The following is a 23978-nucleotide window of genomic DNA, read 5'->3' as shown; positions in this document are numbered from 1 at the left end:
ATCATGTAATCTTTTCAATGCTGATGACATTTTCTGAAACCAAATTTTCAATATCTCCTTCGCTATACCCTATTTCCATTAAAATTTCCGCACCATGTTCTCCGATAAGCGGAGATGAACGTTTGATATGCCCGGGGGTCTCACTCATCTTAAAGGGAATATTGGTCACTTTTACCTTTCCGGCCTTTGGATGGTCCACCTCAATAAAAGTATTGTTATGAATGACTTGAGGGTCTCTTTCTACTTCCTTTTGGTCATTTACCTTGGCCACCCAAAGATCCAAGCCCAACATGATCTTCAACCACTCGTCGGTAGTTTTGGTGACGGTAATAGCTTCTATGATGCCATGGATTTTATCCCGATCGTCAAAAAGCACTTGTGGGTCATTATACCGTATTAACGACTCGTCTCCCAGGGCTTTTACCAATTTGGGCCAAGGACTCATGGCAATGGTAAGATATCCATCGCTCGTTTCGTACATACCAAAGGGAGCCCCGTTACCCGGATGCCCTATTTTGGATTCCGGACGTTCAAAAGTCTGCCCTAAATTCTGGATGGTAAAATAGTCCTGCATCTGAAAGGCAATGGCCGAGGACAATAGATTGGTCTTTATTTGCTGGCCTTTACCTGTTTTTTCGCGATAGTATAATGCAGCCAGGATAGCATAAACGGAGTTGAGCCCGTTTACTTGATCGCAAAGGGCCGTACCTATGGCCACAGGGCCTTCCGAGTTTTTACCACTTGTCATAATGGCACCGCTTACACTCTGTACCAACAAGTCCTGACCAGGGCGGGTTAAGTAAGGCCCATCATCACCCCAACCACTGGCAGAACAATAAATGATCCGTGGATTGATTTTTTTCAAATCCTCATAACCATAACCCAGTCGCTCCATTACGCCTGGACGAAAATTCTCTACCAATACATCCGCATCCCTGGCCAGTTTGTAAATGATCTCTTTGCCCTGAGGGGATTTTATATCTATCGCCAGGGAACGTTTATTCCGATTCCAGGCCATAAAGCAAGGTGATTCGTCACCCGCAATCCACTGATTAAAAAAGGTCATGCCCCGATAGAGGTCACCACTACCGTTTCTTTCGACCTTAATGACATCGGCACCTAAATCACCCATCATTTGCGTGGCAAAAGGGCCTTGTAACAATTGTGAAAAGTCCAATACCTTTACTCCTTCCAGTGCTTGTTGCATTGCTACTTCTTTTTTGTTTTGTCTATATATCTGGGAAGACTGGTCAATCCTCCATCCACTTTAATATCTTCTCCCGTTATAAATTTGGCTTCATCGGATGCCAGAAAAACAGCAGTCATCGCTACTTCCTCCGCTTCCCCCATACGCAACATGGCAGCCTGCCCGATACTGCCTTCCAAAAAGCCTTGCCCTTCCTTCGCAATTCTTTTTTCATTTAACGGGGTAAGTATGGCTCCCGGGGAAATGGTGTTAAAGCGTACATTCTCGTGTCCAAATTGTCCGGCTAATTGATTGCTCATGGAAAGAATGGCGCCTTTGGCAGCGGCATAGGCCGTCCAATCGTCCCAGCTCCTGAAGGCCTGTGCCGATGATAGGGTGATAACACTTCCCGATTTTTGCTGCAGCATATGGGGCAATACTGCCTTTATCCCTCTAAAGACACTTTTTAAGTTGATATTCATCACCTTGTCCCAGTCAGACTCGGGCATTTCCCGAATATCCCCCGATAGGGCCACGGCCGCATTGTTTACCAGAACATCGATCCTTTCAAATTCCGCTAGAGTCTTTTGCACTACGGTTTGCACATCATCGGTGACACCTACATCGCAAAAATGACTTCTTACCTCGGCATTGTTCATCCTTAACTTCCTTGCTTCTTCATCGCATTTCTCCGCATTGATATCGCACATGACCACGGTAGCCCCTTCAGCGCTAAAAGCCCTGCTTATGGCCAATCCAATACCGTCGGCGGCCCCGGTTACAATGGCTACCTTATCTTTAAGACGATCCATATTATCCCTTTTTTGTTAACCAGTAATTCTCTATTTCCTCCAAGGTCTTCCCCTTGGTTTCCGGAAGAACCTTTATGGCCAAGTAAACTGCTGGAATCATGCAGGCTGCAAAAAACCAAAAGGTGCCATGAGGCTTCAGGTTTTCCAAAAACCAGGGCGTCATCTGACCAACAAAAGTAGTGCCCACCCATACCGCCATAGTAGCTACGGACATTGCCGCACCACGAATTTTCAACGGGTATATTTCCGAAAGCAGCACCCATACCACTGGACCAAAAGAGAAAGCAAAGCAGGCAATAAAGGTGAGTATGAAGGTCATTAGTAGGTAGGTATTATTTACCTCAAAATAGAACAATAATCCAACCATCAACAAGGAAATCATGATTCCTATTATACCATACGTAAGTAAAGGTTTTCGCCCTAGATCATCAATTTTCCAAAGGGCCACAAAAGTGAACAATACATTAACGATACCAATTACTACTTGGCCGCCAAGGGCCTCGCCCAACTGTAGGCCGCCTTCTTCCAGAATTTTTGGTCCGTAGTATATGATGGCATTGATTCCACTTACCTGACTTAGCAGTGCCAATGAAATTCCAATAATCATTGCCAGCTTAAAGGGCCCTGAAAAAACAGCCTTGATTCCGCCGGACTCCTTGGACAGTACGTCTTCAACATTTTGTATTTCGATATCGGCCTCTTCTTTCGTGACAAATCGCAATAAAATGTTTTTGGCCTGTTCCCTTTTACCTTTCATGGTAAGCCAACGTGGGCTTTTAGGTATGGTAAAAAGTAATAAAAGGAAAAGTGTAGCGGGGATGGTTTCGCTACCCAACATAGCCCGCCACACCTCGTCGACAAATATTTTATGGGTCAGTCCCGAGGTAGCGGTTAAACTATCCGACGTAGAAAGTGATAGCAAATAGGCATTGGCAAAATAGGCCACTAAAATACCAAAGGTTATGGCCAGTTGATATAAAGCGACCAATCTTCCTCTTTTTTCTGCGGGGGCTATCTCGGAGATATATAAAGGTGACAACATAGAAGCAATACCTACGCCTATTCCGCCAAGAATCCTATAAATCACCAAGCTAATGAACGAACCTGATACCGCACAGCCGATTGCCGAAAGTGCAAAAAATATCCCGGACATAATCAATATGTGCTTCCGTCCGAATTTGTCGCTAAGAACGCCTGCTATAGAAACCCCTAAGATAGTGCCCACAAGTGCCGAGCTTACATACCAGCCTTCCAAAATGGTACTGAGTTCAAATTGTGTTTTTACAAAACCGATGGTACCGGAAATAATGGCTGTATCATATCCGAATAGGAAGCCTCCAAGTGCGGCGATTACGGCTAAAAAAGTAACATTGTTTTTCATAATTGGAATTTGTTTTTGGTTAGGTGTTGTTCTCACAAATTGCTTATTCCAATAATGAAATGGCCGCCTTCATATAGCCCATAGCATAGGCCATACCAGCATGCCATGGTGCATCACAGGTCATTTGTGGTGTGTGGTCGGGAATTAAAACCCCATCGAAGTTGTTTTTCTTTAGAATCTTTAAAATTTTGAACATATCGATATCGCCCTCGTCAACGAAAACCTCTTTATAATAGGGTACTTTCCCAACGATATTTCTGAAATGGATATAACTGATTTTACCTTGCTTGCTATACATGTCGGTGGCTTCATAAACATCGCCTTCCGTCATTTCAGCAATGGAGCCCAGGCAGAATTCCAAATGGTTCGACGGGCTCGGATTCATATCGAGTAATCTTTGGTACATATCGGGTTGATAGACCAACCTTGGCGTATCCCGAACAAAAGGCATCGGTGGGTCGTCCGGATGCGCTGCCATTTTAACCCCGGCTTCTTCCGCAACTGGCAAGATCCCGTCCAAAAAATATTGTAAACGGTTCCAAAGTTCATCATGGTCAATTTTAGGCAACGTACCTTCCTGGGCATTTTCATCATACACCATATTCCAAACCATACCATTGGGTATCGGGGTGCTATCCCCGCCCTCCATACCTACGGAAACGGCTCCCCCCCTTGCATAAGTTCCTTGAGTCCTTGCTGCTACCCCGGCCAAGGAAAAATTATAGCCAAAAGTAGGGATTCCTGCTTGGCCCACATTGCGGATCAACTGTTTTAGATTTGCCATTTGAAGTTCTTTTTTGGGGCCATCCAGCAAGATATCATGCCAATGGGCCGGATCAAAATTTTCTATGGCCTGCAATTCCAACCCGTGTTCGTTGATTTCCTTTTTGATGGCCGCCAGCTCTTCAATCGACCAGATTTCATCGGGGTTTCCGGCCCTTCCCCAACCTTCCTTACCGCCTATCGGTTGGTCTGCATTATCCTTATTATGCCCAAAATAATCCACCAAATGAATGACCAAATGTGTGGCACCGCATTGCTTCGCAAACTTATAGTGCTCCGTATTGAGCATGTGCCTATACAATCCAAATCCCAGTTTCATTATGATTTGTTTTCCGTTATGAATGTGTTTACCTCATCTTCATTGTACCCACAAAATTCTTTGAGAATTTCCTTCGCATTTTCGTTTAAAAGAGGTGCCGGTCTGTAGATTTTTTGAGGCGTATCACTGAACCAAACCGGAAAGCCCGTTGTTTTGACCTTTCCGATAGTGGGGTGATCAATCTCAATAATCATTTGGTTGTGCTCAATCTGTGGATCCTTTACCATTTCATCAAAGGTATTTACTTGGGAGCACCAAATATCATCTTTCAAAAGAATTTTCAACCATTCGCTAGTAGTTTTGGTCTTGAAAACAGCATTAAAGGCAAAGCGGATTTCGTCCCTGCTCTCCATAATATTATTCGAAGCAAATTCTTCAGTGGCATACTTCTCCAAGCCAATAACCGTTGCCAGTCTTTGTACGGAATTCATGCCAATGGCCACATAGCCATCCTTGGTATTGTACAATCCGTAGGGCGCACCGAGCCAAGGGTTTGGAATGCCACTTTTGCTCCTTTCGGGATTCTCGCCCTTATGTAAATAAGCCGTGACCTCCTGAGTATGAAAACCTACCACCGAGTTCAATAGATTGGCCTCTACTTTTTGGCCCTTTCCCGTTTGTTCCCGTGAATAAATGGCCGCTAAAACGGATTGATTGATAAAAAGACTTGTCAATAGATCCGCCTGGCCAACGGCGGTTACTACCGGCATTTGACTTTTAAGGCCATTCAGTGCCGCAGTCCCACTAATGGATTGGGCCAACAGATCCTGTCCTGGTCTATGTAGATAAGGGCCAGAGGAACCGTAGCCCGAACTGGAGCAATACACTAATCGCGGATTCAATATTTTCATTTCCTCATATCCCAGTCCCAATCTTTCCATAACCCCGGGACGAAAGTTTTCTACCAAAATATCCGCTTTGGCAATAATATCCTTTGCTATCTTTATCCCCTTTGAATCTTTTAAATTTAAGGCGATACTGCGTTTGTTCCGATTGAAGCTCACAAACGAAATACTTTCACCCCCCGGATACATATTGGCATAGGCATAATGCCGCATCCAATCGCCTTTCACCGGTTCAATTTTGATAATATCGGCCCCCATGTCCCCCAACATCTGGGTCGCCCAAGGACCTTGTGCCAGTTGCGTAAAATCGGCTACCACCAACCCCTTTAAAGGGCCTTCTTTTTCTTTGCTCTTCATTTTATATTGTTGGATGGCGGCTTTGTTTCCATTCTAAATCTTTACAAATCCCTTCTCTGTATTACATTGGAAAGACAACACAGACCGGAGACAAAATCTCTTGGGTTCTATAGGTCTCTAAAAGCCTTCCATCTTCCTGAATTTTGTAAACCACCGTATCGTGTGAATTCTGATGACATGCTATTAACCATTTACCATCAGGAGTTATGTTGAATTCCCGTATCTCCTTTCCTTTGGTATATTGATAATCAATCAAGTGCAATTCTTCATCAATAACCCCAAAGATGGTCAGGGCATCCAGTTGTCTGTTGGCCACATAAAGGTATTTTTCGTTAGGATGCAGGCGGATTGCAGAAGCACTTGGAGTTCCCTTGTAATCTTCGGGTAAGGTAGCATAGGTTTTTACTTCTTCAAACAAGCTATCCCTACTATGTAATACCGACAGGGTACCTGATAACTCATTAAGGACATAGGCCAAACCGCCTTGCGCATTAAAAACCATATGTCGAGGACCGCCTCCTTTGGAAACCTCACAATCCTTATTTTCATTCGGGGTCAATTCCGTTCCTTCCAAATGATAGGCTTTTATCGTATCGATACCTAAATCACAAACGTAAATATCCTTTTTGTTCGGGTGAATGGCCACTTGATGGGCATGAGGTGCCTCTTGGCGCTCCTTGTTTACACTGGAACCCTTGTGATCATATGCGTTCTTGGCTTCCATCAGTTTTCCCGAGGCATCCAAAGGAAACTGAATGATATTTCCGGTAGCATAACATGCCACCAAGATATTGTTTTCGTGGATTACCAAATGGCACGGATACCCCCCGGAAATCGATTGTTCGTTCAAAAACTCCAGTGAAAAATCTGTATTGATTCTATAGGCCCTTACCTTGGGATCCTCACTTTCGTCAAGTTCCGTAACGCAATACAGAAACTTAGTATCATTGCTAATGGTCAAATAACTCGGATTCCGTGTCTTCTCCGTATGCAAAGTAACCAAACCTCCGGTGTCCGTGTTAAGTTGGACGGTATAGATTCCATTCCCTATACCTCCAAAACCGGGTACAATATATTCAGTATAACTGCCTATAAAAAAAGTCAACATAGCGGTTTCTTTTAAGATTTATCAATAAAGTCTTGAATGGCCTTTTGGGCTTCCTTACCATAAAAGAGCCCGGTTACCGCTTGACCTTCTTCCTTAATTTTTTGATCAAAAGGAATGGGGGAAAGACTTAAGTGTGCCAACCTTTTAAGTTGTTGAATCGCTCCGGACGGTCTTCGGGTCAGCTTCCCTGCAAAGCGTAAAACCTCGGTTTCAAATTCTTCGTCCTCATATACATGATTTACAATGCCCCAATCAAAAAGTGCGGCTGCACTGTATTGCGCACCCGTAAACAACATTTCCTTGACCCGATTAATTCCTATGCGCTGAATTAAGCGCTGGGTACCGCCCCCACCGGGAACCAAACTCAAAAAAACTTCAGGTAGGCCCATTTTTGCCGATTCGGAGGCCAATATCATATCGCAGGAAAGCGCTATTTCGAAACCTCCTCCTAATGCAAATCCGTTTACCGCTGCAATCCATGGTTTTGGGGCATGTTCAATGGTTTCGTACAACTGTATTCCCCTATCCTGAAAAGCCTTGAACTGCTCCGGGGTCTGGCTACCATATTCCTTAATATCGGCACCTGCCATAAATGCCCGGCCCGTACCTCTGATTATTGCGACCATTGCCTTGTTGTTCGTATTTATTTCCTCAATACCGGCAATGATTTCATCCATCATTTCCCGATTCATGGCATTAAGTTGATCGGGCCTATTAAATCTAAGTACGGCTATGCCGTCCTTTATTTGTATCTCAATATTCTTGTAGGTACCATTCATATCAGCCAATTGATCGGTATAATTGATTTAAGTCTTTCATTACTTTATCGGACGGACTATTTTTTACGAGACCGTTATGTAATAATTCCGCTCCCTCTTCTTGAAACTTGTTCCATCCTTTATGCCGTGGACGTACGTACGCCCTTTCCATGGTCGTTCGGGTCTCGTCAAAAAAGTCATGGCAAAGCACGTTATTGGAGGCACTTTCCCAGGCGATCAAATTACCGGGCTGTCCGCCATTTTTGGTATACAGGCCTTCCTGTGTTTCAGCACGTGCCACGTAATCCACATAAGCAACTGCTAAATCCACCTGTTTACATTTTGCCGAAACCGCCAGTCCAACTCCTCCTAAAATGGTCGAAACATCATTAGCCGGATTTGCAGGGCTATTGCTGAAATGTACAACATTTTTTGCGTAGCCCTTCCTGGAATAATTGGTATATCCAAATAAAAAAGGGGAATAGATAATTTCATCACCTGCAGCCATATTGTCCAAGACCTGGATGGGGTTCCAATTCAAGGATTCGGGATGTAGGTGTTTCAGGTGCTCTTTTAGTTCATCCCAAACCTTACCGCCCAATTTTTCGTCGATCTTGCGATTCTTGAGGAAATCCCTCCCCCCATCCTGTGCACACAATGTTAAAAAAGTACACCACAAATCGGTGGCACATAAGGGCCAGGCAACAGAATACTTTTTAGGGATTTTTTTGTAAAAGTCGAACAATTTCTCACGTGTATCGGGAAGCTCGAGATTTAAGGTCGAAATCAAATCACTTCTTGAGGCTGCCACCAAAGCGGCCGCATCAATGGGCAGGGCATATAAATGACCCTTGTAATAATAGGATTCAAAACTTGGTCCGACCGATTGATTCTTGTATTCATCCAGTGCACTCCCTGATAACCTTTCTTCCAATGGTATCAAAAGTCCATTGGAATATGCCTGTCCCATATAGGGATGGTCTATGGTAATCAAATCATAAACATCTATCAAATCCTCAATGGGGGTGTCGCCAAATTCCTTTAAGGAACGGATATCCCAATCGATTCGAATTTTCGGATGCTCCTGGGCAAACGTTACCGAGGTAGCCTTTAGAGGCTCATACCCTCTGGGATGGTCCCAGGCAATCCCTTTTAATATGATTGTTTCCGACATGGCCGAAAGTACTTATTCATTTTTTCGTTTAGGTCTCGGATCGTACTGAATTGTATGGTTCATGTAAGCCCCATCCACATAAATATCGGCCCCATTGATATAATCGGCCAAATCACTGGCCATAAACACTACCGTATGGGCCACATCCGCAACCTCGCCGATTCTTCCTTGGGGAATCCAATTTTCGAACCTATCCTTTCCAAATTTGGCGATTTCCTCACGATTCATGTTCGTTTCAATGGCTCCAGGGGCAATGGAAATTACCCTAATGTTTTTATCGGCCAACTCCAAGGAAAGGCATTTGGAGAACATTTTTAGCCCTGCCTTGGCGGAGCAGTAATGTATCAATCCTTTTCTTGGTACCGCGTCATGAATGGAGGAAATATTGATAATGACACCACCACCGTTGTTTTCCATTCTCTGCGCGGCTTGTTGTGCACATAAAAAAGGCCCTTTTAAATTAACATCCACTACCCTATCCCAGTCCTTTTCTTCCATATCCAAAACATGGATCACGGATTCACAACCCGCATTGTTTACCAAAATATCGATGGTTCCAATTTCATTATCCATTTGAAGGAACATGGCCTCTACCTCCTTTGCATTGGACACGTTTGCGCCACCACAGGTAACGTTTACACCATGTTTTCTCCTAATTTCCGTGGCCAACTCCTCCGCCTTTTCCCTATTCGTATTATAATTGATGAAAACATCGGCGCCACATTGCGCCAATTGCACACAGATTTCGGCACCTATACCTTGACTCCCACCTGTGACCAAGGCTTTTTTCCCACTTAAATCGATATTTTTCATTTCTTACAATGCGTATTGACCATTGGACTTCACTTCACTTTACCTACCGTTTCAAACAGTAAACCAACCTTATTCTTCAGATCTTCGATACATACTTCGCTAAGTTCAAAATGTTCAAAATCAGAAATATGTGTATTCGATTTTTCCACAATGATCGTTTGGCACCCTTCGGTCATAGCAATATTGTGCCAAGTGCCTTGAGGAACATTATAGGTGATGCCCGGTTCCATTAACGTTAATTCAAAAGTTACCGTTCCCATATCGATAGTCGCGGAAATCAACACGGCATTTCCTTTCAACAAAATAAAAACCTCATCCGTTAAATGGTGAATATCCAATCTTTTGATATTATCCATGTCTTGTTCGGGCATATAGTTCAATTGGGCCACTTGCCAGCCATCCCGAATTAAAAAAGGGTGATATCCGTTTTCCAGTATTTTATAGGACTCTATCATATGCTTTGGTAGTTATTTATCCGTCATTATTTGGTTGATTACGTACGCGCCAGTATTTTTCGATTTCCTCCAGTGTTTTTCCCTTGGTCTCAGGGACAAACTTCCAAATGAACCAGATGGCCGGAAGCGTCAATGCGGCATAAACGAAAAAGGTGCCCGAAGGCTTGATACTTTCGATAAAAATGGGATTGGTCAATGTTATGATAAAGCCGGTGACCATAAGGGCAAAGCTGCCCAGGGCCACAGCCAATCCACGAACCTTGGTCGGAAAAATTTCGCTGATGATGACCCAAACGATGGGACCAAAGGAAAAAGCAAAACTGGCCACGTACAAGAGCAAGGGAACAATTACATATTGGGAACCCAATGCAAATAAAGTGCCTACTCCGGTTAAGGACAGGAATGCCCCGATAACTCCGACCAACAACAATTTTCTTCTGCCGAATTTTTCAATATTCAAAATGGCCACAAAAGTAAATGCACTATTTACCAGACCCACCAAAACTGCACCCAAGAAGGCGCTTTCCACACTTTGAATCGATTCATTGATAATGTTGGGGGCGAAATACATAATCGCCGCAATACCACTTAAATGTGAGAACATAGGGAGCAATACCCCTATTAAAAGGGGAATACGCAAAAAAGGTTGTAACAACTCCTTAAAGCCCCCAGTTTTCACCTTGGTCATTTCCTCTATTTCATTCATAGCCGATTGGGCATATTCCTTACCATTTATTTTCACCATAATAGCCATCGCTTCTTCACTTCGTCCCTTGGAAATCAGCCATCGGGGTGTCTCCGGGACGATGAAAAGTAAAAACAAAAACAAGAGTGCAATGGGTATTTCCGTGCCGAACATGCCACGCCAGAGTTCCTCCACGAACAACCAATCCCAAAATCCGGAAGCTTCGTTGGAGATGACACCTGCCAAATCTCCCGCTTGGTTTAGTACGATCCAATCGATTAGAAACGCCAAAAGAATTCCCAAGGTGATGGAAAGTTGGTATAGAGACACCATTTTTCCCCGGTTTTCAGGCAAAGAAAGTTCTGATATGTAGATAGGGGCGACAACGGAAGTAATGCCTACCCCGATTCCCCCAATGATACGGACGACAATCAACAAATCGTAAGCATTACCGGCATCCGAAACAAACCAATGGGCATTCTCCAAATCGCCCAAAAATTGGGGTGGCAACATGGAGCCCAATGCCGAAAGGGATAAGCAGGAAGCGGCCAAAATCAATGCTTTTTTTCTACCTAGTTTATCCGTAATGGATCCCGCAACGATACAACCAAAAATAGTACCCAACAAGGCCGATGATACCACCCAACCCAACTCGGCCGGAGACAGTTTAAAATGCTGCTCCAAAAAGGCATTACAGCCCGAAATAATGGCCGTGTCATATCCAAAGAGAAAGCCACCTATAGTGGAGACAAAACTGATTCCCAGTAGATAATTCGTTTTTTTATCGCCCATACATTATTTGGTTTTCATCGGATGGTTTGGCATACCCCCAGTGTTACATAATGCCGAACTTATTGAACGCATCGACCGTACTCATACCTTCCTGCAACGCTTTTTTTACTAACTGTTCTCCGCGTGCTTTTTCAATAGCCCCAGTAAAAGCCTCATTTACCGCTTCTTTGGGTACGATCAACACCCCATCCAAATCTCCATAGACAATATCCCCGGGATTGACTCGTATCCCAGCAATCTCTATCGGAACTCTATAATCGATTACCTTTCCCCTAGGGCCTTGATCTTGGGCATAACCCCCATAGGAAAATGTCGGGAACCCAAGGTTCAAAATTTCCTTGGTATCCCTGGACCAACCGTTAACCACGGCGCCCGCGCCACCCAATTTAATGGCCCTGGTACTCATTAATCCCCCCCAAAGGGCATATTCCGGTGAGGATCCGGAACAGATATAGACCTCACCTTCCTTTAAACTATCCAAGGCTTCGAACATGATCCCGAACGGTTTTTTCATTATGGGGCTATGAGTGCTATCGGAAACCTCATCAAATACATCTGCCTCAAGAACGGGCATCGCTCTTCCTATGACTACAAAATCATTATGCAAGGGTTTGATATGGGGTGGTAGAAACTGGTGCAAATACCCCATTTTATCCAAAATATCACCTACAAGCGCCACAAAAAGCTCCTTCTTTGCTATTTCGTACAGTTCTCGGTCGGTTTTCCACAACGTCTTCATACTCTGGTTTTTAGGGTTAAGCCCTTAAAGGGTACTTACTTTGTATGTATTATTCCTCAACTTCTAAACTAAAGGTTTCTATGGCGTACTTACCCAACTGTAGTTCAGGAGGTACCGGTTTTGGGTCTTCCTCTATAATATTGGTCTGCTTATACGACTTGATATCAAAATAGGAGGTAAGATTTACCTTTTCCTCAGTATCTTTTACATTATACATCCGCGCGATAATATCCTCGGAATCTTCCGCTTTTTTTATAGTCGATATCAATACATCCTCGGAATCTATTGAAAAGAAACTTAGGGATTCCGGCAAGAACGATTTTGTAGAGGTATCCGGATATACCACCACATGCAGCGGCTCGTTTTTCTGTTTGGCAATTTTTTGGCCCTGGATACTTTCGGCCTTGTTCGATGTCAAAACATGATGAAAATTATGGTGGCCAGCCTGGGAATATTCATTGCCCTCCCAGTGGCAGGAGGTTCTACTGGCCAACAATACATTTTGTAAAACGGCCTTGCCCGAGCTGTGTTCCGTAGGGTCAATCCAATCCGCCGCCGCTACGGATGAACTGAGCGTTATAGACATCCCATCATCCGTTGCCGAGATCCAATCTATAATGGCCCTGGGATGTACATCCTTACAAAGTGGGGTATAGCGCTCACCGGCCGTCTTAATTTCATCCTTGCCCACACGTACCCTTCCGAAAGGGACTTCATGGGCAATTTCGGCCTTGTCCATATTCACAGGAAAAGCGGTTCTAAATTCGCGGTACAGCTCTCCCGTCCAATTGCGAAGCGTGACATCAAAATACATCCGCTTTAAATCGTGATACAAGGTGACCTCCTGTCTTACAATGGCATGCCGTATTTTTTGCTCCAATCTGTATTTGGTAAAGACGGGGCCGGTTTCCAAAATTTCCCATTCTGGATCGTGTTGACTCACCTTATCAAAATCTACCATACTGGGCTGTTGTACATCCCCGAATTCACCGGCACCATTTCCGACGGATTGCAAGGTAAAAACATCCCCCACTTTAAGATTATCCGTTGTAAAAAGCTCCTTTTTCAGCTCCTTGTCATACACCTGCGCTATGCCTCCTTTTTCAAAACTTACTTGGTAAAAAGGGTTTTCGTAGGAAGACGTATCCGCTATTTTTCCGTCGTTAACAACCGTTGTTTTAGCATCACTTAGATAATAGGTAACATAGCCTATGGAAGGTATGTCCTTGGCGATAAAGGTAATCTCGGCACTTTTTAGGCTTCCGTCATCGTAGTATTCCGCATTACTGGTTTGTGTTGGGATTTTTTTCTTGTCCGAAGTAAGGATAGCCACATTTTTAATGTCCCCTTTGGTAAAATTAACGGATGTAGTCACTGGATCGGTCCTTTCCCATGAGAGACTATTGAACAGTACTATGGGAATACCTAGTTTTTCGTTCTTTTTAATCCTACTGGAAAGGAAATCAACACCTTTTTTCAAAAGGGCTTGACCCATAGTCTTGGATTTTACGAGGTTCTCCTTAAACAAATTATCGGTGATGTCCCCATCATGACCGCCCCAACCATGGTCCGGATAAATCTTGGCTTGCCAGGCCTCATCGAATTCCCCGAACGGATACTGCATTTTTTTAGGGTCGATAATATGCGCAATGGAAAGGAACTTTTCCGCAGCAGGCAATAATTTTGAAGCCTCCCTACTGGCCGTCAACGCATCATGATGGCCCGGTCCGTGAATATACACCCAAACATTGGGACGTTCCCCCATAATGGTATCCACTTGCGTCGCCTTTTTCTCCGCCAAAGGCATAAACTCATCCATGGTCATGAGCTCCATTTTTGGTAGGAATACCCCTTTTTCGGCTCCTTTATCATCCTTGAGGGAATCAAAGGAATTCCAAGAATCTATAAAGTCCGAATAGTCGATTGCGGGAAGCATATCCTGACTTGATAATAACGGGGTCTGAATTTCACTTCCCTTAAAATTCTTCTCCCAATACAACACTTGCTCGGCACCATACTTCATTTTGTTGTTCAAGTCTCGGGACAGATAGAGTAAATCATTACCGTAATGGCCCGGGGAGTAGGTAAAGACCGAACTACCATCCGGACTTGCCCAGTGGAACATTCCCTTGGCGTGCCGGCTAATTACCATATAATCCACTCCGGCTTTTTTCAGAATCTGAGGTGTTTGCAATGATTTACCAGGTACGTCCACATTCCAATACACCTTTGAGTCATAGCCTCCAAAGGTCTTTTTTACCCATTTTTTGCCCAAGTATAACTGCCTTACCTGATCCTCAGCATCATACATATCCTCATAAGGGCAATTATAGGTTGCACCCACGGATATTAACTTCTTGTTCAACAGCGTGGTCAATTGCTCCTGGGATTGTGGGTGTCTTTCCAAGTATTCCCGTAACATCAGTCCATCCTCGATGTCAAAACCGTAATCATCCCGGATAAAGGCATCCTTGAGTACGGGCCTCAACAACAAGGTATCCCTGAGAATGATACAGACTTCAGGACGGTCTACCCAGGCAATATCTTGATGGCTTGAATTCATAATGGAAACCAACCCGTCCTCATATTTTTTGTCAAAAAAATCGTCGTAAGTCTCAAAAAATTCGGGTTTGTATAATTTGGTCAAAGAAGCAAACCAACCATTATTGTAGTTGGTTCTGTGATGGTAGAGATATTTTCCCCTGATATCCGTCTTGGACATCGTACCGTCGCCGTTTTCGAATTCGATTGCAATTTCCGTATCGTCATAGACAATGGAAAAGCTATTCTTGGGTGCTTTGATCGTAAAGGATGCTTTGGAAAGTTCGCCTTGGGCCTTAAAAGTTCTACGCTTGCTTTTTTTACCATCACTGATGATGTAAACCGATTTTCCCGAAAAATGTTCGGGTGCATCTACATACAACACTTCATTTTTTTGTTTGATTACAAAGGCGGCTTCCGTGAAGACCGATTTTTTAATTCGCTCTACAGCATCGGTGGCCTTAAAAATCATGACCCAGCAGTTGGAGTTCTTTTTATGACCGTTAAATTTTACTTTGGCACTTTTCCCTTTTTGAACATAGGAAGTAGGAACCGTTAATCGGAATACTCCAATGCCATCACCGTTACCATCCCTCCTCACTAGAATATATTCCGCATCGCCATTACTGGGATTGTCGGTAATCGAAAGTGTTCCATCCTCATTGGAGTTAAAGGTCAAAAGTGGTCGGTCATTTACATGAATATCAAAGGATTCCCTTAAGTTTAGGTCTATATCGCTCAACATTAGAAAGGTGACCTTGTCCGATGTATAATTCTCCGGTACCTCACCTGTAAGAAACTCAAAGCCCATTTTTCCTGTAGTGGCCCGTGCAATCATGGATACATTAATATCTTCCCGTAGTGAGGGATATAAAAAGAATTCGGATCCGGAGAGCATTTCCTTATAGCCCTCAATGTCATTTTTCCCAATGTTGTACAAACGGTGGTTTACGTTCAATTCCTGGATATGTCCGTTTCCGTTGCCTTCGTGAAAAAACATCGCATCGGACTTAAGGGGAATGGGTTCATTCGGATTGGCAAATACAGTGCCGCTTAAAAAAAGAGAAAGGCATACGTAGCACACTTTTCTAAGAATCAGATGGCGACTTTGATGTTTCATGAGAATAGTTTTTGTTTGACTAAATCGGTTTAGTTTTCTTATAAATTTAAACCCCACAAGATTTTCGAATCAATAGTTGGGTTTGTAATACACTTTGGTTTTCAATCTTCATATTCTTCTTTTCGATTTCGTTGACCAAAATCTCCACGGCAAGATTTCCAATATCATCAACGGGCTGCTTACTCGTAGTAATCGGCGGGTCTACCAAATCAAAGGCGCCAAGCTCATCAAAGCTAATTATGGCCACTTCATCAGGTACTTGAACATTCAATAATTTAAGTTCCCTTAGCCCGGAGGCGGCCAGATAGTGGGTAGTAAACACAAGGGCATCCACACGCTTTGCTCCGTTGACCATATCCCTGATCGCCCCTTTCATTTCTGATTTATACCTGAACGGATCCAATTCCTTTAGTATCCCGGTATCGATATTGAGACCCCAATCCTTAAGCGCTTTTTCATAGCCCAAACGTCTTTGTAGCATAGCATCCAATTCACTTTTTATAGTAACCAAGCCTATACCCCTCCTCCCCTTTCCCAACAAGTGTTGGGTTATATTTTTTGCACCATCAAAATTATCAACGATTACATAGTTGGTCTTTACATCCGGATAATGTCTATCAATCAACACAAACGGGAAATTGGCTCTTTTTAATTTTAAGATCTCATCTTTGTTTTTCTGAGTTGAAGCGATAATGAGTCCATCAACTTGCCGATTCAACATGGAATACACCAATTCCTTTTCCATCTTGGCATCTTCATTGGAACTACTGAATACAACGTTATATCCAAGCGTCTTGGCCCTGAGTTCAATATGATGGGCGATTCTGGCATAAAAGATATCGGAAATATTGGGCACGATCAGTCCAATGGTCTCACTTTTTCCCAAACTCAACCCCCGGGCCATTTGATTGGGGCGATAGTTGTTTTCTCGGGCAAAATCCAGAATCCTCTTTTGGGTTTCCTTACTGATTTTGTTCTCGTCCCCCCTATTGTTGAGCACCAGGGAAACCGCTGTCTTGGACAGGTTCAACTCCGCTGCGATATCCTTTAGAAAAATCTTCTTCAATTTAACTAAACCGATTTAGTTAATTATTCAAATGTATGAAAATTTTGTGGGTATCAAAGATTATTTTTCATAAAAAAAAAGAAACCTTGGGTAAAGCTGGGTTCAAAAGAGACCGTTTAGAATGACGCATTGTTGAAAAGAATGGTGGAAGATATTTTTACTGTTGTTTTGTTTTTGAGCAATTTCCATCTTGGTTATGTACATTGTTCGGCTTTTCAATCCCTGCGAGTATGGATTTCCTGTCCGTTAACCCCAAATTTCAAGGAAAAACGTCCTCCATTGCAGACTACTGAATCTGGAAAGAGTTATCTATTTTTTTAGGATATCGTACGGCTTGCTTTTTCCACCAATCATCAAGTTCCGTCTTAAGCTCTTCCTGAAGCTCCATATAGGCAGGATCGTCCCATACATTCTTGGTCTCGAGTGGGTCTTTGTCAAAATCGAAGAGTTCGTAAACGGCCCCTCCACCGGCCATTGCTTTACGAATAACTTTTAGATTGCCCGAGCGCAACATACATAGGTTCTTATCAGGATCTTTCCCGATTATGGAATACACCTTGTTTCTCCAAATTGGAAGCGTATCATCATCTCCCTCAAAAAATGGAAGGAGGCTTCTAGACTCCATTTCCGGAAGCTTTGCCCATTCCTTATCTCCAGCAATATCCAATATGGTCCCGTAGGTATCCAGGGAATTAACTAATTCTTCCCTCATTCCATTATCCATGTATCCTTCTGCGGGTTTTATAATCAAGGGAATCTTGGCGCTTACATCGTACATCTGTCCTTTAAAGAAAGTACCATAAGCGGTATTAAAGTCGCCATGATCCGCCAAAAACACGATCCAAGTGTTTTCCCATATTCCCCTTTCCTTCAATTTGTCAAATATTTTGCCCATATAGTAATCTATCATGGAGATTTGGCCATAATATGCGGCAAGAGTCTCCTTGTATTTTCGTTCAGTCCATGTAGATCGTAACTTCTTAGAAAGCTTTCCGAAGGGACTACCTTTAAATATTGGGCTGTCTTCCATATTGGCATAGAATCTTGGTCCGAGTTCCATATCATCTGGATTATACATGGTGTCCCATGGTGCAGGGGCCAAGTAAGGTTGATGGGGGCCAAAAAAAGAGGTGAAAAGAAAAAATGGCTCATTTGGGTCACTGTTTTCGATAAATCCAATGGATTCTTCGGCGGTCCAGGGAATATCGTGCTGCTCTTCGGTCCTCCAGCCGCTTCCCATAACGAATTTATAAATATCGTCAGGATAGTACCTTTCGTCCCTGTCAAATATCTCCACAATGTCTTTTTCACCGTGCTTGTAATGGGTTTCCCTTAACCATTTTACATAATCCGATTTTTTATCGTCATTGGCATATACGGAATAGGGCGCATCATTGAGTGCCCTATGATCAAATCCAAACATGCTGTCAGCAGGGACAAAATGCAACTTTCCCACAAATCCCGTCTTATAGCCCAGTGATTTAAGTCTCTTAGGCAGCAAATACTGGTCGATACTAACGGTATCAGTCACCTTTTCCTTAAAGGGTACCCAATTGGTGACCACCCCATTGCCTGGAGGGAACATCCCGGTTTTTACCGATGCCCTTGAAGGGGCACATACAGGGGAGGGACAATACGAGTTTTTGAACAGCAGGCCCGCTTCGGCCAGGGCGTCAATATTAGGGGTTTTAATCACAGTATCCCCTACGGCACCAAACCTATCAAAACGCATCTGGTCTACCATGATCATTACGATATTGGGTCGAGTTCTTGTTTCCTTGGCTTGCTCGGGCAAATTCTTACAGGATAGCAACGCCATTACAATTAGGCATAGGCCTAGTTTTAATTGAATTCTACATATCTTTTGATTCATATTCTATTTTAAGTGGTTACTAGGCCCTACATGATTTAATTCATTAATTTAAACATTAAGATGTAGTATCTTGACAACTATATTCCTAAGGATGCATCTATTAGATCTTAATTTCGCTCAACGTTAAATCGAATACTTCTTTGGTTATCTTTTCCAATTTATCCTTCTCTGCCTGCAAATGGATTGTACCATGGACATGGATCAAAGATTCATTCTTTCCCAGTCCGGCAGCAGGTGAGGAGCTCTCAATTTCATAAAAGGGGCCCAATTGGGTACCATCCTCCAACGGGCCATCATTGTAAGAGTTTACGGCATCACCGGCAAAAGGTTCATCTTGAAGTTCCCACAAAGAGTTTACATACCCTTTTTCTTCTTTGGGCAAGGTAAAATAGGCTAATGTCAACACCTCATTTTTTGCATCGTAACTGGCCGCCATGGGCAGGGCACGCCTTTGGGATATCCCTATTTTGCCCCTATTTTGGCCATCCGCTTTAAATAGGACAACCCCTTTATCTTCCCGTATCGACAATCGATCTGTTGGAATCCTATCCCCACTGAACCGATAATCCGTCAGCACTTTGCCCAACTCCGATTCGTTGCCTTTTTTAAAGGGCAAGATGACATGGGTATTCTCACTGGGATTAAGCATGCTCAAAATCCAAATGGACAACATTCCCGTTTTCTCGTTCCAAGTATTGTCTCCAACATTGGTCAATTTGTTTTCGGTCTCAAACGCTACCATTTCGATTCCTTTCTCCAAGGCAATTCCAAAAACATCGGCAACTTTGTCCTTATCGATCATACGAACCGTTCGGTCAACAGTCAAATCGAACGTATTTCCGGAATAGTTCAATAGGCTCATCCGCTTTTTGAAGCTGACTTGATTCGTGCTTTTATCGGTCACTTCGAACGGCTCCGTATCCAATTCCTTGGGTACATACCAATTTTCAAACTCAAAAGAAGTGCCCGGTTTAAAGTAAATGGAAAATTGACCGCCTTCCGGCCCCAGCCAAAAACGCTCCTCCCCTCCTACTGGATTGAAGTGTTCCTTGATCTCACCGGATTCGATCAATCGGTAATTGAGCCAACCAAAACTTGGGCCATTTTCGGATTTGGTAGTACTGGTCATCACCCTGCCCTGTAAAGAAGGTGCAACAGCAACCCTTCCAGGGCCATTTGCATCGGAAAGTTCAATAATTTCCATGTACCCTCTTAGAAAGGAAACGTCACTTTCATAATTGCTCATGGCATCCATTTGCGATACTCTTCTTTTCCCTGATTTTTCTTTAATGTCATCCCCTTTTGGCCTTTCCTTGCACGCAATTGCCATGAACATCAAACCCAACATCAGAAAATGATTGCCATATTTTTTTGTGCTTATTTCCATAACCTCAGATTTAAAACGCTCAAGATATGATTTTACTTTATTTGTACGGGCAGCAGGGATTACCATGTGGATTCTATTTTTTATATGTTTATCCTCTCTTCAACCATAATCTAAAAGAAGACGCCTTGCTCCGGCTTACATAAATGCTTTTATTTAAATCGCCGATACTGTTTGCATTTAAAAAAATTTCAATTTTGCCATTTCCAGCACTTTTATATGAATCTATAATCGTCATGGTGACCAGAAACTGCCTATTGGCTCTAAAAAAACGTTCGGAAACCAGTTCCTCAAACTCTCCCAAGGTCTTTTCGGACACAAACCTATTGTAATGACCATCCACCACATAAGTGTTGCCCAAGGAGGTATAAATACAAATAATTTTATTTAAATCCACCAATTTATGGGCCATGCCCTGAAAGACTTTAATTTTTTTTATACCCTCTTCCTGAGGCGGTTTTTTGACCGACAGCAAGTACAGTCCCAAATACAGGCAATGGAACAGCAAGGTGAACACCACGGCCAATACCGTATCCTGTGTATAAAATTGAAAGGAAAGGGAAAGACGTTCCCCTTTAAAAAAGAGGTGGTCCAAAAACTCGTTGATCAAGATACTAAAAATGACCACGCTCAAGGTGTGCAAGGTAAATTGATAAGTAACCCTTTTCGCAAAATCACCGTGCACTGGTGCCTTCCTGTTCAAGATCCGGATACCATAGCTATAAAACCTAATAATCAGGTAGGTGGTCACCAAATCAATGATGTAGAAATATACATACTGGAAGGTTGCACTCCGAAGGTTATAGGTAATCAAAAAATTGAGCGTGGTAATGGAAAAGGTGATAAGTCCTATGTAAGGCCATTTAAAAAGCAATTCCTGGGCTTCCGATACATCTTGCTTTCCTTGTCTAAAGAAGGACAGTGCCATTGTTACAGTACTATTTCGCGATTCTTTGAAATCTATAGCCTGAAGATCGCAATTCAAAATCATTTCTTACTTTGATTAGCTCAATCGTTTCTCCACCAAAAAAATCAAAGTTATAACCCGGGATGATGGCCAAGGTATCCGACAGTGGCGAAAGCCCTAATTGAAAATCCGTAGTATTGGGATAGGATACATGGTACCTTAGTTCCAAAACACCAAACTCATTCACTAACAACTCCGCTTTTTCAATAGTTTGGTAATCAATCGCATCGTAATTGATCACTTCATAGGTTCCGACGGCCTTTTTCCATGATTGCGGAATCTGGGTATTGTCGATTTTTGCCCCTCCAATGTTCCGTTTTCCGCTTCCGTATTGTTCCCCGATCACAAGTTCATTTCCGACCTTATCCCAAAAAATATCCATTGCATGAATTTTGATTCCTATCTTCTTTACCGATAATTTAAGCAAATTATCTTCATGGATCGTAGCAATTCCTTTTTGCTTGTGCAGACCAAGGGTTACATTAAACTTTTCACCATCTGGTTGCAGGTTCAAGATACCAAGATCAGTGCTATACGTGCCTCCCAGTTCCTTCATTTGGCTATTGGTTAACGTTGTTTTGCCCGACTTCCTTTTTATTTGGGGCATACTCCCTTTTAAACCATATCTTTTGGACAGAAAATCAAATGTTTTTGACCAAATATCCCAGTGCAAACGGCTTGAGGCATTGGAGTTGCTGCATACGATCACTGCGGCCCGTATCTCGGGAATGTAAAAGATATAGCTATAGAATGGTTCATGGATTCCACCTTTCTTAACCCTTTTGAACCCTTGAAACGGTTGTATTTCCCACATTAGACCTATCTGGGTGCCATACGCCATTGGGGCATCTACAAAATGTAGGGTATGGGCTTCCTCTACTATTTCAGGTTTCAAAAAAACATTGCCGCCGCCATCATTTTTAATAAAATAGACCTGGCATAATTTGGCAAGGTCGGAAGTGGTGGAGTACATCCCGTCCGACCCTGGCCAACTATATTCATAGGTCGGGGTTTCTTTTCCGTTCATATACCCTTTGGTGTCCACCGGGCCAAAACCTGAATAATCCATCCCCAAAGGTTTAAATACCTTTGCAGTTACAAATTCCGTGTACGGCACCTTAGCTACCCGTTGTACCAATAAAGCCAATAAATCCACGCCCCAATCCGAATATTGGTATACCTTTCCTGCCGGGGCAATAAGATATTCGTTGCGACTCTGGGCCAAAAGACTATCCAAGGGCAGCGGTTGCTTCTTCAAAAACCCTTTGACCCTAAGCCTAGGCAGACCTGCATAATGGGATAATAAGTGCCTTACCGTAAAATCAATTGGGCCAGAAAAGTGTTTCTTCATTACAAAATCGGGAACATAATCGGTGTAAGGCCTATCGATGTCGATCTTGCCATCAGAATAGAGTTTGAGCACCGCTGTTACGGTTACCACTTTGGATACCGATCCTATGGGATATGGGGTTTTTAAGTTAGCCCTTGCCCCACTTTCCAAGTCGGAAAAACCGAATCCCCTGTCCACCACAACTTCACCGTCCACGACTATGGTCACACTTGCTCCGACCACATGGTGTTTTTTCATTTTTTTTGGAGCGAATTTGTTAAATGATTGCCGGAAGCTGGTAAGTTCTTCGCTCTGTTTTTGGGACAAAACCATTGACCACGCAAGGAAAACAGGTATGTACAAATAGTGTTTGATTGTTTTTTTCATGATTGATGTTTTTGCCAAAACAACAAACAATTCAAGCTTCAAAAGGTGAAATTGTATTAAAATAGAATGAAACGATATGTTTTTGTACCTGAAATGTGGAGAGGCAACAAAAAGCATTGAGCAATGCTTTGACCGATTTAGTCCTTCTTGTTATTCCAAGTACGTAAATCCAATGTAACTCGGTAGCACAAACAAGTTGTTTGCCTATTTTTGCGGCTCAGTTGCACTAAAAACAGTGTGGGTGTATACCATGAATGCAGCAGGCAATGGAGTCTTGATAATGGTAATCCTACAGTGCAAACTGTAGTGACCAGTTTATCCTATCATCAGTATAAGGCAATTGTACTATTTCCTATGGTTTCCTTTGGGTACCGGATAAATCTGAACGGGCAAAGATTTTTATTTCTTTTTATTTTAGTACCGTAACAACAATGATGTTCGTACTAAACGCTAAAGTTGAGGATAAGTGGGAAAAATAAAAATTGGTATTATCAATGTATCGGATCGGGCCAGTCGTGGTGAATATGAAGATTTACCGGGTAAGGAGGTCAAGCGGCTTCTGAAATTATGGCTATCCAGCCCATGGGAAGCGGAGTATACAGTCATTCCCGATGAACAAACCTTGCTGGAAAAAGAATTAATAGATATGGCCGACCATAAGGCCTGTTGTCTAATCGTAACAACAGGTGGCACCGGACCTGCCGTACGGGACGTAACCCCGGAAGCAACCATCGCCGTCTGTAAAAAACTACTTCCCGGATTTGGTGAGCAGATGCGACAGGTGAGCCTGCAATACGTACCCACTGCCATTCTCTCACGTCAAACCGCTGGAATCCGTGGGACTACATTGATCGTTAATTTACCGGGCAAACCAAAATCCATTCGGGAATGTCTCGAGGCCGTATTTCCCGCTATTCCATATTGTATCGATCTTATTGGAGGGCCTTATTTGGAAACAAACCAGGAGGCAATGAAGGTATTTCGACCTGGGCAACGTTAGAGAAGTCAAGAGTTAGATTAGTCTTTAAAAATAGCTTTAAACCATGAAACTTGCGGGTTTAGGACTCTTGATTGGGCATTTTAATTACATGAATTAGCCAATT

General features: G+C 43.0%; 19 protein-coding genes. 1 reads left to right on the top strand and 18 read right to left on the bottom strand.

Features of this window, described 5'->3' with window-relative positions; all coding sequences use genetic code 11:
- Position 1: 1 nt before the first annotated feature.
- The 18 genes from ACO06Y_RS12565 to ACO06Y_RS12480 form a co-directional block, all read right to left on the bottom strand.
- The gene (locus ACO06Y_RS12565) at positions 2–1207 is read right to left on the bottom strand and encodes a CaiB/BaiF CoA transferase family protein (protein WP_422079321.1); all 1206 of its coding nucleotides are present in this window, start codon (positions 1205–1207) and stop codon (positions 2–4) included.
- A 2-nt stretch (positions 1208–1209) separates the two neighbouring features.
- Positions 1210–1998 carry an SDR family NAD(P)-dependent oxidoreductase gene (locus ACO06Y_RS12560; protein ID WP_422079320.1) on the bottom strand — a complete coding sequence of 263 codons (789 nt, stop codon included), beginning with the start codon at positions 1996–1998 and terminating at the stop codon, positions 1210–1212.
- Between the two features lies 1 nt (position 1999).
- A complete protein-coding gene (locus ACO06Y_RS12555; RefSeq protein WP_422079319.1) occupies positions 2000–3379 on the bottom strand; it encodes a sugar porter family MFS transporter in 1380 nt (459 codons plus the stop codon).
- Between the two features lie 43 nt (positions 3380–3422).
- Entirely contained in the window at positions 3423–4481 is a 1059-nt protein-coding gene (locus ACO06Y_RS12550; protein ID WP_422079318.1) for a mannonate dehydratase, read from the bottom strand.
- On the bottom strand, positions 4481–5683 hold the full coding sequence (locus ACO06Y_RS12545) for a CaiB/BaiF CoA transferase family protein (protein ID WP_422079317.1): 1203 nt from the start codon (positions 5681–5683) through the stop codon (positions 4481–4483). Before ACO06Y_RS12545 ends, ACO06Y_RS12550 begins: the two co-directional genes overlap by 1 nt.
- Positions 5684–5744: 61 nt before the next feature.
- A complete protein-coding gene (locus ACO06Y_RS12540) occupies positions 5745–6791 on the bottom strand; it encodes a lactonase family protein (RefSeq protein ID WP_422079316.1) in 1047 nt (348 codons plus the stop codon).
- Between the two features lie 11 nt (positions 6792–6802).
- Positions 6803–7570, bottom strand: a complete 768-nt coding sequence (locus ACO06Y_RS12535; RefSeq protein ID WP_422079315.1) for an enoyl-CoA hydratase/isomerase family protein — start codon at positions 7568–7570, stop codon at positions 6803–6805.
- Between the two features lies 1 nt (position 7571).
- A complete protein-coding gene (locus ACO06Y_RS12530) occupies positions 7572–8723 on the bottom strand; it encodes an ABC transporter substrate-binding protein (RefSeq protein ID WP_422079314.1) in 1152 nt (383 codons plus the stop codon).
- A 12-nt stretch (positions 8724–8735) separates the two neighbouring features.
- Entirely contained in the window at positions 8736–9536 is an 801-nt protein-coding gene (locus tag ACO06Y_RS12525; RefSeq protein ID WP_422079313.1) for an SDR family NAD(P)-dependent oxidoreductase, read from the bottom strand.
- A gap of 29 nt (positions 9537–9565) precedes the next feature.
- On the bottom strand, positions 9566–9991 hold the full coding sequence (locus ACO06Y_RS12520; RefSeq protein ID WP_422079312.1) for a hypothetical protein: 426 nt from the start codon (positions 9989–9991) through the stop codon (positions 9566–9568).
- A gap of 16 nt (positions 9992–10007) precedes the next feature.
- Entirely contained in the window at positions 10008–11468 is a 1461-nt protein-coding gene (locus ACO06Y_RS12515; RefSeq protein WP_422079311.1) for a sugar porter family MFS transporter, read from the bottom strand.
- Between the two features lie 43 nt (positions 11469–11511).
- The gene (locus ACO06Y_RS12510; protein WP_422079310.1) at positions 11512–12207 is read right to left on the bottom strand and encodes an RraA family protein; all 696 of its coding nucleotides are present in this window, start codon (positions 12205–12207) and stop codon (positions 11512–11514) included.
- Positions 12208–12256: 49 nt separating this feature from the next.
- A complete protein-coding gene (locus ACO06Y_RS12505; RefSeq protein WP_422079309.1) occupies positions 12257–15868 on the bottom strand; it encodes a glycosyl hydrolase-related protein in 3612 nt (1203 codons plus the stop codon).
- Positions 15869–15914: 46 nt separating this feature from the next.
- Positions 15915–16934 (bottom strand): LacI family DNA-binding transcriptional regulator, encoded by a 1020-nt coding sequence (locus ACO06Y_RS12500; RefSeq protein ID WP_422079308.1) that lies wholly within the window; start codon positions 16932–16934, stop codon positions 15915–15917.
- A 286-nt stretch (positions 16935–17220) separates the two neighbouring features.
- On the bottom strand, positions 17221–18807 hold the full coding sequence (locus tag ACO06Y_RS12495; protein WP_422079307.1) for a sulfatase: 1587 nt from the start codon (positions 18805–18807) through the stop codon (positions 17221–17223).
- 100 nt (positions 18808–18907) lie between these two features.
- Positions 18908–20194 carry a DUF6786 family protein gene (locus ACO06Y_RS12490; RefSeq protein ID WP_422084157.1) on the bottom strand — a complete coding sequence of 429 codons (1287 nt, stop codon included), beginning with the start codon at positions 20192–20194 and terminating at the stop codon, positions 18908–18910.
- Between the two features lie 88 nt (positions 20195–20282).
- The gene (locus ACO06Y_RS12485; protein ID WP_422084155.1) at positions 20283–21119 is read right to left on the bottom strand and encodes a LytTR family transcriptional regulator DNA-binding domain-containing protein; all 837 of its coding nucleotides are present in this window, start codon (positions 21117–21119) and stop codon (positions 20283–20285) included.
- 10 nt (positions 21120–21129) lie between these two features.
- Entirely contained in the window at positions 21130–22875 is a 1746-nt protein-coding gene (locus ACO06Y_RS12480) for a serine hydrolase domain-containing protein (RefSeq protein ID WP_422084153.1), read from the bottom strand.
- Between the two features lie 466 nt (positions 22876–23341).
- On the opposite strand from ACO06Y_RS12480, the gene mog reads away from it, so the two are divergent.
- Positions 23342–23875 (top strand): molybdopterin adenylyltransferase, encoded by a 534-nt coding sequence (gene mog, locus ACO06Y_RS12475; protein ID WP_422084152.1) that lies wholly within the window; start codon positions 23342–23344, stop codon positions 23873–23875.
- Positions 23876–23978 lie beyond the last annotated feature (103 nt).

Source organism: Ulvibacterium sp., assembly GCF_965228935.1.
Taxonomy (GTDB): Bacteria; Bacteroidota; Bacteroidia; order Flavobacteriales; family Flavobacteriaceae; genus Ulvibacterium.
Note: the sequence above shows the minus strand (reverse complement) of the source record. Positions and strands in the feature narration are given on the sequence as shown.